We start from the raw sequence: 15,235 nt of genomic DNA on the forward strand, positions 1-15,235 counted from the left end.
AACAACAATCAGCCCCATATTTTATTTGCAACTAATAATATTAATAGTTTTCAGCCTCTGAAATCATTAAATCAACTAACTCATCTCCAACTTGTCCACGAATCGTTTCGATAACAGGGCTTGTCTTTTCTCTGAATTTCTCTAACTCATCATCAGAAATTTCATTAACTGTTAAACCAGTATCTTTTAATACTTGGATGTACTCTGCATCTTTTTCATCTAAGAAATCTGTTCCAAATTGGACAGCTGATGCAAACCCTTCATCAACAAGAGCTCGAAGATCGTCTGGAAGACTATCATAAAAATCTTTGTTAATGACAGCTTGAAGAGATTGGAATATACTCTTGATGTTCGTTACGTGTTCTTGTGCTTCATGGAATTTCATTAATACTGTTAGCTCATACGGGTTTTCTTGTGCATCTACGGTTCCTTGTTGTAATGAAGTATACACTTCATTAAAAGGAATCGGTGTTGGATTCGCGCCTAACGCTCTCCAAGCTTCTATATGATTTGAATTTTCTAGCGTTCTAATTCTCAATCCTTTAACATCTTCTACTGACGTAACCTGGACCCCATTTGTAGATAAGATACGGAACCCTTGGTCAGTAAAACTCATCAACTTAAAACCCTTCTCTTCATAGTATGGTGCTATCTTTTCAAACAAAGGACCATCTGTTCTAAATACGTGTCTGGCATGTTCTTTAGATGTGAATAAGTATGGGATATCAAAAACTGCTACTTCAGGAACAAAGTTTGCTCCTACTCCAGTCGAAGTTATTGTTGCTGTAATGTCCCCGTTTTGAACCCCTTCCAGAATTTCGCGCTCCCCGCCTAATTGAGCATTAGGGTAAATTTCGACTTTTAGGCGCCCTTCACTTTGTTCTTCCACTTCCTCTTTAAATTTGAGAAATGCTTGATGTAAACCAATAGCTTCGGAAGCTACGTGTGCCATTGTGATTGTGTAGGTTTCTCCATTACTAGAATTACCATTACTATTACCTTCTCCAATCTCATTATCTCCAGAACTTTCATTAGACGAACAAGCTGCCATAATGAGAAGTATTATTGTTATGAACATTACTAATGTAGTTTTATTAAATCGATTCATATATTTTCCTCCCTTACTAGGTATGATAAGCTGCTGAGTAGTTTACTCTAAAAGTGTAAGGAATTCGTCCCTTTACAACATCAGAAGCTCACGGAAGCGCTTACATATTAGTGATAAAATTATCGACTTATCAGTCTAGTCTCCATGGTTGGATACAATAATTTATCCACTTCATACTGCAAAGCTAACTGAGCTTCCACTGAGTAACGAATTCCTTTAAGTATGATTGGTAACTAATTTTTATGATTATTAATCAACTAAATCAGGTTGCTCTTTAATAATACGATCCCAAAGCGGCTGGAAACTAAACCATCCGGCTAAGTCCGAACCTACTTGTTTACTTGTTATCTTTGCATAATCCTTATCAATTAAAACTGGAGTACCTGCTGCTTCGGCCATCAATTGTGCTTGAGCAGAACGTTCCATCGTAATAAACCACCATGCTGCTTCATCAACTGTTTTTCCTACCGTTAACAAGCCATGGTTTCGCAAAATTGCAGCCTTATGCTGCCCTAATGCCTTTGCAATTCTTTCGCCTTCTTCCGTATCTAAGACAACTCCTGTGTAATCATCGAATAAAACATGGTCGTCGTAAAAAGCACATGCATCTTGAGTAATAGGATCTAGTAATCTCCCTAAAGATGCCCACGTTTTACCATACGTCGAATGAGCATGAGCTGCTGCGACAACGTCAGGACGAGCTGCATGAATTTGAGAGTGAATGGCAAAGGCGGCGCGATTAACAGGGCGTTTTCCTTCAACTACGTCTCCTTCATGATTAACTAGAATAAGATCAGATGCTTTAATTTGACTAAAGTGCATTCCAAATGGATTTACCCAAAAATGGTCTTTTTCCCCTGGATCACGTACTGTAATATGTCCTGCTACCCCCTCATCAAAACCAAACTTAGAGAACAATCGAAACGCTGCTGCAAGACGTTCTTTTAAATGATTGCGCTCCTCTTCCACCGTTTTAAATTTTGGCAAGAGATCCTCTAGCGACATAAAGTTTTCATACGTTTTTCCCATTTCATTCACTCTCCTTCGAAAATTTAAAGAATTTCCTAAATGTAATACGAGTAGTTACACAATCAACAAACTAACCGGTTAGTATGCAATGGTCAAAAAAATACAAAATTACATGTAGGTCTCCATTTTCTCGTTTAGCGTTCCGCCCCATACATACTCCCCCTCGTAGTGAATAAGGTCGTATCTACTTATTCCCTTTTATAACCAAAGCTTGCTAATTGTAACAACTATCAAGTAGTATACTATAAATTTCTAAAAATAACATTAAATTTTATTAATTTTCAGAATTAATAGTATTCAAACGCTTACATTTAAGATTTCAGTTAACCATATATATCGGATATCAATACATAAATACTATTTCTACATTTACAAACCCTTCTATCTTAAGGTAAAATTAAAGTAATTATATGAAGTGGTTTCTAGGGTTCCGCAGGCAATCTGGTCTGGTCCGAGAGAAAACGCACAGTTCTTGTAACTGTGTTCACGGAGGGACAAAAGCCCGGGAGGATATTACTTTTTAATATCTTCTCGGGTTTTTTATATTGAACAATAAGAGGTGATTAGATGTCAAAAGTATGGTTTACGGTTTTTATTGCTGCATTTTTTGAAGTCCTTTGGGTCATTGGCTTGAAGCATTCCTATAATTTATGGACTTGGATTGCAACAGCCATTGCTATTTTTGTTAGTTTTTATTTAATGATAATGGCGGCCAGCAGACTTCCTGTTGGTACGGTTTATGCTGTTTTTGTAGGGTTAGGAACCGTTGGTACAGTAGTAGCTGATATCATCATTTTTAATGAACCCTTTCAACCTGTAACAATCATTCTTATTTTATTTTTATTAATTGGTGTCATTGGTCTCAAAGTTGTTAGTACAAGTGAGACAACAGTGAAAGGAGACGAAGCATAATGGAGTGGGTGTACCTGACTATAGCTGGAATATCAGAAATGATCGGAGTTGTAATGATCAATAAACTTCATAGAGATCGCAATTGGCGAGCATTAGTATATTTACTTTCTGCTTTTGGCGGAAGTTTCCTATTTCTTGCCCTTGCGATGCAAACTCTACCGATGTCTACAGCATATGCGGTTTGGACTGGCATTGGGGCTGCTGGAGGAGCCATCCTAGCGATTATTTATTACGGGGAACCGAAAAACGTGTATCGTCTATTCTTCATATTTATTATTATTGGTGCCACGATCGGTTTAAAATTAGTTTCTCCAGTTTAAATGGTGATGGTGTTTTAATTGCCATTCGTACTGTATGTAATTTTACTTACAAGAACAAAATAAGATGTACTGAACTATTCACCTTACCCCCATAGATTTTTTTGGAGGCTATCCTTATGTGGAAAGAAATAAAGATTGAAAGCTGGCATGAGTTTAATGAGGTCATCTCTCATCTACATTATAATGAATGGATTTTTCGAGGTCAGAGAAATTCTGTTTGGGATTTACAATCTTCGTTGTTTCGAGAAATTCAAAAAGTTAATAAACAACCAACTAATGAAGATTGTGTCACGATAGAAAATAAAATGGTGAACGAATTTTATTCGTCTGCGCACTTATATTCTTCTTTAGAATTCCAAGTACCCAGTAAAGAAAGCGAAAAAGACTGGGTTAATTTCAGGCTGGAACCTCTGTCTGTCATGCAGGATTATGGGACGCCCACTCGATTACTGGATTGGACACGATCACCTTACATAGCAGCCTTTTTTGCTTTAGATGGCGCTGAGGATAACTTTAGTATTTATGCATTAAATGTCAGAGAACTTGAGAAATACGATAAAGACCGTTATGGTGACGAATTCTATCAATATAAACGAGCCATTTTTTCTCCAGAAACGATCTCAGAATTATTTATTTTTCGTTACGATCCTTATCAAAAAAATGAACGACTTAGAATTCAACAAGGTGTGTTTCTCGTACCGAGTGTTATCAATAAGACAATGGATGATATCCTAAAAGTATATAACATTAAAGATAACAAGCTGAATGGGAAAGATGTAACGTACAAACTGATCTTTAACAAAGAAAACCTTCAAGATTATTGGTATAAGCTCGCACAAATGAACATTACCCACGAAACGATTTACCCCGGACTTGAAGGCTTTTGCCGCTCACTCAAGCTCCATATCCTCCTATAAAAAGAGAGGTGCCAGGTACCTTTATCCCACTGAAGCGTTAAAGGTACCTGGCACTTAAATTGCTGCTACCGGCTTACAAAAGGGTTTTCTTTCACGTAAAACCGCCACGGATAATGTTTTGCTTCACCACTATTATCAATTCCTATCCTTGGACCAACTGCAATTTCCTCCATTGCTAATGATTTACCTTCAGCTATCCACAATGGTGGCTTAAAAAACGGACGACCATAATCTTCTTTAACAATCCCAAGTGCTTTCGTTAATTTTCCGGGGCCACTCGTTAAGTCTCGGTCTTTTTTGGCCTTTCTTCGTCGCTTGTACATTAAGTCAATACCTACATGGGGCTCTATGGCTCGAATTAAAACAGCCTCAGGATGACCAACGTTACCACTCACAACATTAACAAGACAATGAGTGTGCATTACATATGTATATACATAGCCGGGTGGTCCGAACATAACTTCCGTTCGTTTTGTGCGTCGATTGTTATAGCTATGTGCAGCACGGTCATCCGGCCCAATATATGCTTCCGTTTCAACAATCCAGCCAGCGCCGACTCCTTGGAGTGTTTCCTTTATAAGTAATTTTCCAAGCAATGCTTTCGATAACTCAAGAGTACTTTGTTGAAAAAATGATGCTTGTACAGGCACAAACAGATGGACACACCTCCCTAAACTAACTTAATCGTCTTCACTCTTCATGAAGCCACCCCTTATATTGTGACCTAGAATGTCTTTTTTCACTAAACAAATACATCACAATTTGGCAATTTATCACTTAATTTATCCTTTCTCAAGGCAAGTCTGCAAAATTAGACGATAACAGACAATCCTTGTCAAAGGGAACGTCCAATAACTGTAGAAACTAAAAAGGGACCTAAGAAAATTGACAGAAGGGAAGACAAAAAGATGAGAACAGAAAGAAGAAGCAAATGGAAAACACATTGGAAAAAGTACAAACACCTTTATAAAGGCAATCGAATGGAAAGACGAAATAAATGGCGAATAAAATGGGAAGATAAATATAAAGAAGTTAGTTAAATTAGAGTGTCCCCTGCTATACTAATGGGCCAGCTAGTTGATCAGGGGATTATGCTTTTTTGACCAAATCACATACAAAACAACAGTTTCTTCTTTTGAATAACCCTTTATAAAACTACTTTACTGCAGCGTTCTGTCTTTTTGCTTCTACTTTATTTTCCTCGGCACGTTTCCAAACAACTACTAATAGAACGCCTATAATTCCGATTATGCCACCAAAATAAAAGCCAGCCGAAAGATCAAATATAGAATTTAACAATCCTGCTACAAAAGGTCCGACAAACATCCCCACAGCATATACGGCTTGATAGAATCCCATCGCAGTTGCTCGTTTTTCGTCCTCGACTGATTCAATCGACATCCCGAGAAGTAACGGAAGTACAACCCCTAACGCAAAACCATTAATAGCTTGTGTGAAAAGTAATAGACTAAAGGAAGAAACAAATGGAATTATCCCTGTCATCAAAGCGCTTAACATGAAGCCAACAAATAGCGTTCCCCAATGACCGAGCTGAGGTCTTAACCACTTTCCAATAACAATTGCGGCAAAAGCATGTGGAACGACAAAAACAATAACTAAGTAGCTTAATCCTACAGTCGAAGCACCGAGCTGCAGCGCGTAATTTGGTGAAAACCCAAAGATTGTAATAAAGATGATGCTGTAGGCTAAAACGGACAGAAGTGTTACTTTAATTAACTGTGGCTCTTTAACAATCATAACTAGCTCTTTTACATCTATAGGCTTTCTATTAACACCCTCCTTTTCTTCTTTCAGCCAAATACATAAAACTAATCCAATAATTCCTGCGATACCACCAATCCAAAATGGAACCATCCAACCGTATTTATCAACAACAACTCCACTGAAAATCATACTCACCAACTGACCGAGAACCATTGTGACACTAATCCAACCCATCGCCTTCGTAATTTCATTTTTTGAAAAATAACTCGCATATAAAACAGTAAAAGCCACCCATGTTGAAGCACTTACTCCAGCCAAGGCTCTAAAAAGTAACGTCCACCCTAATTGATCCGTCAATATAAACCCAAAACAGCTCATACTCCCGATTGCAATTCCAAAAATAATAAAAGGTCGCCGACGTTTAATGACATCAGAATAGATCCCAAGTGGCAGCCGAATAAGCATTTGTAACAAGCCATAACTTCCTACTACAACACCAATGAACATATAGGTCGCTCCTAAAAAATCTAAGTAGGCTGATAATATAGGAACGTAACTATAAATCGTAAACCAATACATAACTGTTACAAGAATAAAAATAAGATGATCTACTTTCGTGACATTCGACTGTTTTTCCTTACTCACTCCATTCACCTCATATTAATCTAGTAAAAGACTAGTTTAGTAGATTACATGATTACCCTTTCCTCTTTTACCCTATGCTGCTTTTAATCAAAGTATTAAAAAGCTTTACCATTGAATTGGTAACACTACATTACTTTTATACTATGTTATATCAATCTAATAAGCATAAACGAACGATTATAGAATTGGTAATGACATTTATTGTCGAAACGCTTAAAAAAAACGGGTTTTACATATATAATAGAGGCACGAAATAATTAGGGCCAATGGGCCTTTTTGTGCGTTTGAATGAATGAGCGTTCATAAAATTATTCTTATATATTCGAGGTGGGGGAAAATTGACTGTGATGAATAGCCCCGCAAAGTTGGATAGTCCAAAACCTAACAATGATTTCTTTATTGTTGGTATTGGCGCATCAGCTGGCGGGCTTGAAGCAATTGAAGAATTTTTTAAAGAAAGTAGTTCAACTAGCGGCATGGCGTTTATTTTAATTCAACACTTGTCAGATCAATATAAAAGTTTTATGCCTGAATTACTTTCTAGACATACTAACATGGAAATTATTAGAGCGGAAAACGGGATGGAAATCAAACCAAACTGCATTTATTTAAATCCTCCACGTACCGAGGTTACAGTTAAAGACGGCAGACTGCTCGTAACATCTAGTAATCCAAAACAAAACTTATTTTTTCCGATTGATGCCCTCTTCTCATCTCTTGCCACAATGAAGAAAGAAAAGGCAATTGGCGTTATATTATCTGGAAAAGGAACGGACGGAACAAAAGGGGTAAAAGCGATCCACGAAACAGGCGGTATTATCCTTACGCAAAAGAAAGAGACCGCAAAATTTCCGGATATGCCTCGAAGTGCTGAAGAAACCGGTATTGTAAACTATATTTTATCACCTATTGAAATGGCAAGCTTCATTTCTAAATATAGTACATACAAGAAGATTGAACTAGAAGAAGATGAATTAATTAAAATTTATAAGCTTGTCAAAGATAAATGCAATATTGATTTTTCACTTTACAAACAAAATAGTGTACTGCGTCGGATCGAAAGGCGAGTCAACCTATTTCATTCAACGTGTCTAACATTAAGAGATTACCGTAAGTTTCTAGAAAACAATCCAAACGAAATTGTAAAACTACAACATGATATGTTAATTGGTGTGACTCACTTCTTCCGTGATCCAGACGCTTTCCATTTAATTAAAAAAGAAGTGTTACCACAAATCTTTCAACAAAAGCGAAAAGAACAAGAAAAAGACATTCGCATTTGGGTTGCTGGCTGTTCCACCGGGGAAGAAGCATATTCCGTAGCTATTATGTTTAAAGAATATATGGATGATATTCAAGAAGACTTTAACATAAGAATTTTTGCAACCGACTTAGACAATAACTCGATCAAGATAGCGATGCAAGGCGTTTATCCAGACAGTATTGTCTCTTCGCTTTCAAGCAAGCGATTATCGAAATACTTTGAGCAACAAGATCGAAGTTACAAAGTAAAAAAAGAAATTCGTGATATGATTATCTTTGCGCCACATAACATCGCTAAAGATTCTCCATTTGTTCATTTAGACTTTATCAGCTGTAGAAACATGATGATTTACTTCCAGCCAGAGCTGCAAAAGAAAGTGTTATCACTTTTTCACTTTTCTCTTAATAAAAATGGCTTTTTATTCTTAGGTCCAAGTGAAACGATAGGTAAACTTTCAAACCTTTATGAAGTCATTCATTCTAAGTGGAAAATCTTTAGATATGTTGATAGTAGCGACTGGGATATGGCTAATACATTTAACGTATCTAAATACGCCAAAAAAGAGTCTGCTTTTCCTGAAGTTGATTTATACCAACAGTATATGGACTCAAAAAATAAAACTACACTCGATACGATGTATCACAAAATAATTGAAAGATATACTACTCCTTGTTTAATTGTAAATGAGCAAGATGATATTCTTCTATCTGGAGGAAATGTCAGACAGTACTTTAAAATACAAAAAAGTTTAAGAAGTTCTAATTTATATAAACTAGTACAAACTGATTTATCAATTGCCATTGGTACCGCTCTTAAAAAAGTAAGAAGTGAAAATAAAGAAATTCATTATCCATCTATTCCCATTAAACACCGAGAACAAAAAAAGGATATTTCACTTACAGCAAAACCTTTTCTTATGGAAAACCAAAAAGAGCTTATTATCATTTTAATTAATGAAGTGACAACTACTGAACATCTTGCACAACCATATGAACGCATACCGACTCATCGTGATAAGGATTTAAATCAACAAATCATTGACTTAGAACACGAACTTTATTACACACAACAAGACTTGCAAACGACAATTGAAGAATTAGAAACATCAAACGAGGAATTACAATCTACAAATGAAGAGTTAATTGCTGCTAACGAAGAACTGCAAAGTACTAATGAAGAATTACAATCTGTAAATGAAGAATTAATGAATGTCAACAATGAACATGAACAAAAAATTAACGAACTAACTGCTCTAACAAATGATATGGACAACCTCCTGATCAGTACGAACATTGCAACGATCTTTTTAGATATGGAGTTACGTATTAAACGTTTTACACCTGAAGTAACTAAAGTAGTGAATTTAATTGAAATGGATATTGGACGACCTTTCTTTCATATTTCTAACAACCTTAAATACGACGATATAATAGAAGATGCGACTAAAGTATTGGACACAGCAATTAAAATTGAACGTCAAGTGCGAGACAAGACAGGAAACTGGTACAATGTAAAAATTATGCCTTACCGTACAAGTGAGAATTTCATTCGCGGTATTGTTATTACTTTTATGGATATAACCGAAATCAAGAAAGTAAACGAGGATTTAAAAATTACTTCTTTTGCACTGGAACAAAGCCCAGCTAATATTCTTATTGCAAACCATGAAGGAACCATTGAATATGCCAACCACCAATTCCAAGAAACATTCGGTTACCTTACTAAAGAGATTTTAAAAACCAATATAAAAGATTTTTATAATAACATGGCAAGTGACATTCCCTATACGAAAATATGGAATGTTCTCATGCAAGGAAAACAATGGAGCGGCGAATTAAAGGTTAAAGATAAAGAAGGAAATGAGAAATGGGAGTCTGTTTCTTTTACACCAATAGTCGATGAATGGGGCCAGCAGATTCAAATCCTGCGTATAGCTGAGGATATTACCATCCGAAAAAATGCAGAAAATCTTTTAAAGGACTCAGAAATCCTTGCTGCATTAGGCCAACTTGCTGCAGGCATAGCTCATGAAATCAGAAACCCTCTAACTTCTTTAAAAGGCTTTTTACAGTTGATGGATCAAGATCAAAGTTATAATACTACGTATGGCACTGTCATGATTTCAGAGTTTGAACGAATCGAATCGATCGTTTCCGAACTCCTTCTTTTAGCAAGACCTCAGGATGTCAAGTATGATTTTTGTGACCTTTCCAAAATTATTGAAGAGGTTTCCATCTTGCTCGAAACTCAAGCAAATTTAAAAAGTATTGAGTTGAAAACAGACACCTCACCTACACTTCCTGAAATACGTTGTGTTACGAATGAGATTAAACAAGTCATCATAAACGTTGTGAAGAATGCAATAGAAGCAATTACCAATGGTGGTCAAATTCGCCTTTCGACAGAAGTTGAATATAATGACACCTTAAAAATCACAATTGCAGACACTGGTGACGGCATCCCAAAAGAACGACTGAAGAAAATTGGACAGCCATTCTATACCACAAAAGTAAAAGGTACGGGCCTAGGTTTAATGGTCAGTTTAAAAATTATTGAAAATCACGGTGGAAAAATGTACTTTGATAGTGAAATCGGAAAAGGAACAACGGTTACGATTCGCCTTCCTATATACTAATAATAGAAAACAAAAAGGTGTCCTAAAAGTTTAACAACTCCTAGGACATCTTTTTACTCTATTAAATCTTTAATCTCATTCACTTGTTCTAGTAATAAATCAATATAATCACTTTTATAATTCTCAATAAAGTCTGGTCTCACCATTCGTAAGACTTCTTCAATCGTATTTAGTTTATTACGAATAATCGAAGAGTTCATATCTTTACTATTAAAGCTATCACCTTTTGGGTCCTCAAAAAAAGGAAAAGTATTCATTTGAGAGTTCGTTAATTCTAACTGTTCACGTAGTTGATTAATTTCTTTCTGAACAAGATAATAGTTTTTTGACTTTTTTATGGCAACAACATGATATTTCATTTGTTGCTTTTTAAAGAAAAGTTCAAATAATACTGCTTTATCTTCTAGTGTTTCCATATTTACTTCTGCAGACGTCTCACCATCATTTTCAAGCAATTGGATAACTTTCTCTTTACTGTCAGGATCAATTAAATCTAAGAAACTGGCAACAACGGGAAACTCTTTTTCTGCTGTGTTTGATGTTTCTAGTATCTCTAACTCTTGATTCACTATAAAATAAGGAACTGGAATATTTGGAGTACTCACGATAAAACCACCTTATTATCAAATAAAAATAAATTGTTCAACAAATGAGGATTGAATTTGTTGAATACTAGAGTATAGTAACGTATTAGGAGAACAATACGGTCTTAAATCATATTGTTCATTCAAACGGCTCCCGACCATAATCATTCCGCCTGGATTTACTTTCTCTAGTTCCATTATATAGTTAGGTAACAATGGTAAATGGTGCACCATCGATACGGAAATACCTATCAAAGAAGGTTTCCACTTTTTTGCACTATACACTGCATATTCAAGAGGTAAATTCGCACCTAAAAACTGCGTATCCCATCCCTTTTCCTTAAAGAAAGAGGAAACCATCTTTAAGCCTAGTACGTGCTCCTCCCCTTCTATACAGAAGAACAGCGCGCGTTTGCTCTGTTCCATCCCTTTTTTCTCCAATATATAACGGGTTAATATAATATCCGCTGTTCCCGTAGCTAAATGCTCATCAGCAACAGTTATCTCATTGTTTTTCCACAAATCACCTATATAGTACATCGCATTTCGCAAAACTTGATCATAAATAAAACAGCTGTTCATACCTATTTGGTCAAGATTATGGATTAATTTCCAAGAAGAATGGATATCCCCCTTTAATAATTGGAGAGCTAATTTTTTCGCCTCTTCTGGGTACATTTTTTTACCTCCTCCAATATTATTAGTATACTATAAAGAGCTTTTTAAAATATACTCTTTTCCTATAATTGTGAAGAGGTCTATGAAAGGAGAGATGGATATGTATATCGTACATTCTATTGTTGTCGTTCCGGACGATAAGATACAAGAAGTTATATCACTATATCAAAATCGTTCCCGTTCCGTAGATCGTGAAGAAGGTTTTATTTCGTTTAAATTATTACAAAATGATGTTAAAAAAGGAGAATTAACCGTACAAATGGAGTGGGAATCTGAAGAACATTATTTCAAATGGATTAGAAGTGATAATTTTAAACAAATACATGAACTGGAGAAGAAATATCCGGACTATGAATTAGCTTCAATAAAACCAATCGTACAACGCTTTAAGGTGGTTGCGACATGATCGATTTAGCGGTTAAAGAGAAGATTGTAGATGAAATTGTTAAGAGGTTTTACACAAAATACCCAAGCTTAGTAGAGCAATTTGGTGAAAATGGGAAAAAGCGAACGAGAGAAGATAACCATTACCACCTTCAGTATTTAGATACGGCATGGAAGTTACAGAATAAAAAAGTATTTATAGACTACTCTCTATGGTTGAATGAAGTTTTAACTTCTAGAAACGTAAGCACAACTCTTGTCATTGAAAATTTCAAATGGCTTAAAGAGGAAATCAGCGGCTTACTTGATGAAGTAGTTGAAGTCTTTTATACAGAAGCATTAAATGAAGCGATTGATACATTGGAAGCCAAAGATACAGAATAAATCTACCAGCTGTTTATTGTAAGAAGTATTACAATAGGCAGCTTTAATTTATGTTATGTCCATGTAATTTAACCCCCTTCCCCCGCTAGAAAGGAAATAAAAAGAGCTGTATTTCTCTAGTTCATCAAAATCGATATAAAAATTCTTCAAAACTAAAGTACTTTCTTCTCCCTGCAATACTACTAGATTATAGTAGAGTTAGCCCTTTTTACGAATAATATTTTTTCCAACCCCGCAATTCCACTCAAATTCTTCCATTATTAGTAAATACAACCTTCTAAAATACGACAAAATCATTTCTTATGTAACAATTATATTACATTCTAGCAAAATTCATTGTTATTAGACATGAAACATATTAAAATTTGAGAGACTAGTAAAAGATAAATTTTCCAAACTAGGAAAGTTAGATATAAAAGGAGAGTAATAGAATGAAAAGGAAGTTAACACATGTAGTTATTGCTACAGCTTTAGCTGCAACCCTTCTTACTGCGGCACCTGCAACATCCTATGCTAATCCTATCACGAATTTATCAGCACAGATAGAAGATTTAGAAGATAAAATACTTATATATGACAATAAGATTATCGAAGCCATTGTAAAGATTGAAGAACTTACAAAACAAATCGAAGGAGCTCAACAAAGGATTTCAGACAATCAACAAAAGATTGAAGAAGCCCAAGAAAAGTTTGATAGTCTGAAAGAAATCTATTTTGACAGGCTACGGGCCATCCAACAAAATGGACAAAGTCCTATGCTTACTTATATTGATGTCATCTTATCCTCAAATGGGTTTGGGGACCTTATAGAGCGCGTTACATTAATCTCTCAAGTAATAGAACAAGATCAAAAGTTACTAGACAACTTACATAAAGCTGAACGTCAACTGAATGATTTACAAGAAGAACTTGAAAGAGAACAAGGCCAATTAGAAAAGAATAAGCAAACGGTAGAAGAAGAACAAGCAGCACTCGAACGAAACAAAAACTCCGTTATCCAACAGTTAGAAGAAGTTAAAGAATTAAAACGCCAAGAAGAAATTCGTATTGCTGAAGAAGAAGCCAGAAGAGCAGAAGAAGCACGTCGAGCAGAAGAAGCGCGACAAGCACAAGAAGCGCGACAAGCACAAGAAGCTCAACAAGCTAATCAAACAGAACAAGTCAGTCAAACAAACCAATCAATTTCAAGTCAACCGACTGTAACAAATACAAATACAGCACAAGCACCTGCTCCTCCAAATACAACGACTAACAACAAAACAACTAGCAGTCCAGCTCAACCTGTAAGCTCTGGAAACTCAGACAAAGCTACTGCGGTAATTAATTATAGTAAACAATTTTTAGGAACACCTTATGTTTGGGGAGGAACAACACCAAGTGGATTTGATTGCTCAGGATTTACTTCTTATGTCTTCCGTTCCGTTGGTGTAAATTTACCGAGAACTTCTAGACAACAAGCTACAGTTGGGGTAGCAGTATCACCTCACCAAGTCCAGCCAGGAGACTTGATCTTTAGAGGAAACCCAATTCATCATGTTGGAATTTATATTGGTAATGGACAATATATACACTCTCCGCAAACTGGAGATGTAGTTAAAATTTCATCCTATAATCCTTCAAGACATACTCAAGCACGTAGAGTATTAAATTAATTGATTTGTAAATTCACAAACCATTAAAAAGGGTAGCTCAATAATTGAGCTACCCTTTTACTATTATTCTATAGATTTGAGACCTTATTGCTGTTGATTTTGCTGTTGTTGAGCTTGTTGAATTTGCTGGGCAGCCTGCTGTAACTGCTGTTGCGCTTGCAGATAATTTTGCTGTTGGGCTGGTTGCGCCCCGCTTTGTGCTTGTAGGATTTGCTGTTGAGCCTGTTGTAACTGTTGCTGTGCTTGTTGAAGCGCCTGAGGATTAGCCTGTTGACTTGCTTGTTGAACTGCTTGTTGAGCTTGTTGAATAGCTTGCTGGGCTTGCTGGGCAGCTTGGTTTTGCTGATTTTGTTGCATAGATAACTCTCCTTTAAAAGAATTTAATTTACTCGATTATTTTACCTTTACACATTACTTTACATACAATGTTTTTCTTATCTTTCACCTAATATGAATTTCCTTAAAAATTAAAAAGCCGAATTAAAGAGGAATGTCTAATTCGGCTGGATAGCTTTTTAAAAATATTAATTTAATGTCCTGTTATCTTCATCAGCTATAATCGTAAAATAACATAAAAACAATCCTTTAGAATTCATAACGGTAATTAATATTGTATTACTATTGCCACTTCCCTATCGTTCATGCATCAAAAAAAGACCGACATAGGTCGATCTCCTGTATTATGTAATGGTGCGGGTGAAGGGACTCGAACCCCCACGTCAAAGACACTAGATCCTAAGTCTAGCGCGTCTGCCAATTCCGCCACACCCGCAATTTTGAAATGGTGAGCCATGAAGGACTCGAACCTTCGACCCTCTGATTAAAAGTCAGATGCTCTACCAACTGAGCTAATGGCTCATTTAACAGTATTGAAAATACGAATAAATGATTCTTATAAAAGTGGTGCCGGCGAGAGGACTTGAACCCCCAACCTACTGATTACAAGTCAGTTGCTCTACCAATTGAGCTACACCGGCTAAAATGGTGGAGGATGACGG

15 protein-coding genes, 3 tRNA genes and 1 riboswitch are annotated in these 15,235 nt (G+C 36.0%); of the genes, 8 read left to right on the forward strand and 10 right to left on the reverse strand.

Annotation, left to right across the window (positions count from 1 at the left end; all coding sequences use genetic code 11):
* Window positions 1–40 precede the first annotated feature (40 nt).
* On the reverse strand, window positions 41–1,108 hold the full coding sequence (locus tag AC2VNP_RS00210) for a TRAP transporter substrate-binding protein (protein ID WP_486914982.1): 1,068 nt from the start codon (window positions 1,106–1,108) through the stop codon (window positions 41–43).
* A 249-nt stretch (window positions 1,109–1,357) separates the two neighbouring features.
* Window positions 1,358–2,137 (reverse strand): class II aldolase/adducin family protein, encoded by a 780-nt coding sequence (locus AC2VNP_RS00215; protein WP_486914984.1) that lies wholly within the window; start codon window positions 2,135–2,137, stop codon window positions 1,358–1,360.
* 411 nt (window positions 2,138–2,548) lie between these two features.
* A riboswitch (guanidine-I (ykkC/yxkD leader) is annotated at window positions 2,549–2,648 on the forward strand.
* Between the two features lie 56 nt (window positions 2,649–2,704).
* Here AC2VNP_RS00215 and AC2VNP_RS00220 point away from each other — a divergent pair.
* The 3 genes from AC2VNP_RS00220 (at window position 2,705) to AC2VNP_RS00230 (ending at window position 4,286) form a co-directional block, all read left to right on the forward strand.
* A complete protein-coding gene (locus tag AC2VNP_RS00220; RefSeq protein WP_486914986.1) occupies window positions 2,705–3,049 on the forward strand; it encodes a DMT family transporter in 345 nt (114 codons plus the stop codon).
* Window positions 3,049–3,369, forward strand: coding sequence for a DMT family transporter (locus AC2VNP_RS00225; protein ID WP_486914988.1), 321 nt, complete (start codon window positions 3,049–3,051; stop codon window positions 3,367–3,369). The genes AC2VNP_RS00220 and AC2VNP_RS00225 overlap by 1 nt, the downstream gene beginning before the upstream one ends.
* Before the next feature lie 116 nt (window positions 3,370–3,485).
* Entirely contained in the window at window positions 3,486–4,286 is an 801-nt protein-coding gene (locus AC2VNP_RS00230) for an FRG domain-containing protein (RefSeq protein ID WP_486914990.1), read from the forward strand.
* Window positions 4,287–4,351: 65 nt separating this feature from the next.
* Here the strand turns inward: AC2VNP_RS00230 and AC2VNP_RS00235 are convergent, their stop codons facing one another.
* Window positions 4,352–4,936, reverse strand: a complete 585-nt coding sequence (locus AC2VNP_RS00235; RefSeq protein WP_486914992.1) for a DNA-3-methyladenine glycosylase — start codon at window positions 4,934–4,936, stop codon at window positions 4,352–4,354.
* 258 nt (window positions 4,937–5,194) lie between these two features.
* Between AC2VNP_RS00235 and AC2VNP_RS00240 the strand changes: the two genes are divergently transcribed.
* Complete coding sequence (locus tag AC2VNP_RS00240) at window positions 5,195–5,326, forward strand: hypothetical protein (RefSeq protein WP_486914994.1); 132 nt, start codon at window positions 5,195–5,197, stop codon at window positions 5,324–5,326.
* Between the two features lie 115 nt (window positions 5,327–5,441).
* On the opposite strand, the gene AC2VNP_RS00245 is transcribed toward AC2VNP_RS00240, so the two are convergent.
* On the reverse strand, window positions 5,442–6,656 hold the full coding sequence (locus AC2VNP_RS00245) for an MFS transporter (protein ID WP_486914996.1): 1,215 nt from the start codon (window positions 6,654–6,656) through the stop codon (window positions 5,442–5,444).
* Between the two features lie 347 nt (window positions 6,657–7,003).
* On the opposite strand from AC2VNP_RS00245, the gene AC2VNP_RS00250 reads away from it, so the two are divergent.
* Window positions 7,004–10,555, forward strand: coding sequence for a CheR family methyltransferase (locus AC2VNP_RS00250; RefSeq protein ID WP_486915016.1), 3,552 nt, complete (start codon window positions 7,004–7,006; stop codon window positions 10,553–10,555).
* A gap of 53 nt (window positions 10,556–10,608) precedes the next feature.
* Here AC2VNP_RS00250 and AC2VNP_RS00255 read toward each other — a convergent pair whose 3' ends face one another.
* Both AC2VNP_RS00255 and AC2VNP_RS00260 read right to left on the reverse strand, forming a co-directional pair.
* Window positions 10,609–11,160 (reverse strand): hypothetical protein, encoded by a 552-nt coding sequence (locus AC2VNP_RS00255; protein ID WP_486914998.1) that lies wholly within the window; start codon window positions 11,158–11,160, stop codon window positions 10,609–10,611.
* Between the two features lie 18 nt (window positions 11,161–11,178).
* Window positions 11,179–11,817, reverse strand: coding sequence for a cobalamin B12-binding domain-containing protein (locus AC2VNP_RS00260; protein WP_486915000.1), 639 nt, complete (start codon window positions 11,815–11,817; stop codon window positions 11,179–11,181).
* 100 nt (window positions 11,818–11,917) lie between these two features.
* Between AC2VNP_RS00260 and AC2VNP_RS00265 the strand changes: the two genes are divergently transcribed.
* The 3 genes from AC2VNP_RS00265 to AC2VNP_RS00275 all read left to right on the forward strand — a co-directional run bounded on the left by AC2VNP_RS00265 (window position 11,918) and on the right by AC2VNP_RS00275 (window position 14,237).
* Entirely contained in the window at window positions 11,918–12,223 is a 306-nt protein-coding gene (locus tag AC2VNP_RS00265) for an antibiotic biosynthesis monooxygenase family protein (protein WP_486915002.1), read from the forward strand.
* Window positions 12,220–12,585, forward strand: coding sequence for a globin family protein (locus AC2VNP_RS00270; RefSeq protein ID WP_486915004.1), 366 nt, complete (start codon window positions 12,220–12,222; stop codon window positions 12,583–12,585). The genes AC2VNP_RS00265 and AC2VNP_RS00270 overlap by 4 nt, the downstream gene beginning before the upstream one ends.
* 431 nt (window positions 12,586–13,016) lie before the next feature.
* Window positions 13,017–14,237, forward strand: a complete 1,221-nt coding sequence (locus AC2VNP_RS00275) for a C40 family peptidase (RefSeq protein ID WP_486915006.1) — start codon at window positions 13,017–13,019, stop codon at window positions 14,235–14,237.
* A gap of 84 nt (window positions 14,238–14,321) precedes the next feature.
* On the opposite strand, the gene AC2VNP_RS00280 is transcribed toward AC2VNP_RS00275, so the two are convergent.
* The 4 genes from AC2VNP_RS00280 to AC2VNP_RS00295 form a co-directional block, all read right to left on the reverse strand.
* Entirely contained in the window at window positions 14,322–14,594 is a 273-nt protein-coding gene (locus AC2VNP_RS00280; protein ID WP_486915008.1) for a hypothetical protein, read from the reverse strand.
* 331 nt (window positions 14,595–14,925) lie between these two features.
* Window positions 14,926–15,009 (reverse strand) — tRNA-Leu (locus AC2VNP_RS00285).
* 10 nt (window positions 15,010–15,019) lie between these two features.
* A tRNA-Lys gene (locus tag AC2VNP_RS00290) sits at window positions 15,020–15,095 on the reverse strand.
* 43 nt (window positions 15,096–15,138) lie between these two features.
* Window positions 15,139–15,214 (reverse strand) — tRNA-Thr (locus tag AC2VNP_RS00295).
* Between the last annotated feature and the right edge of the window lie 21 nt (window positions 15,215–15,235).

Source organism: Alkalihalobacterium sp. TH-98 (assembly GCF_057473385.1).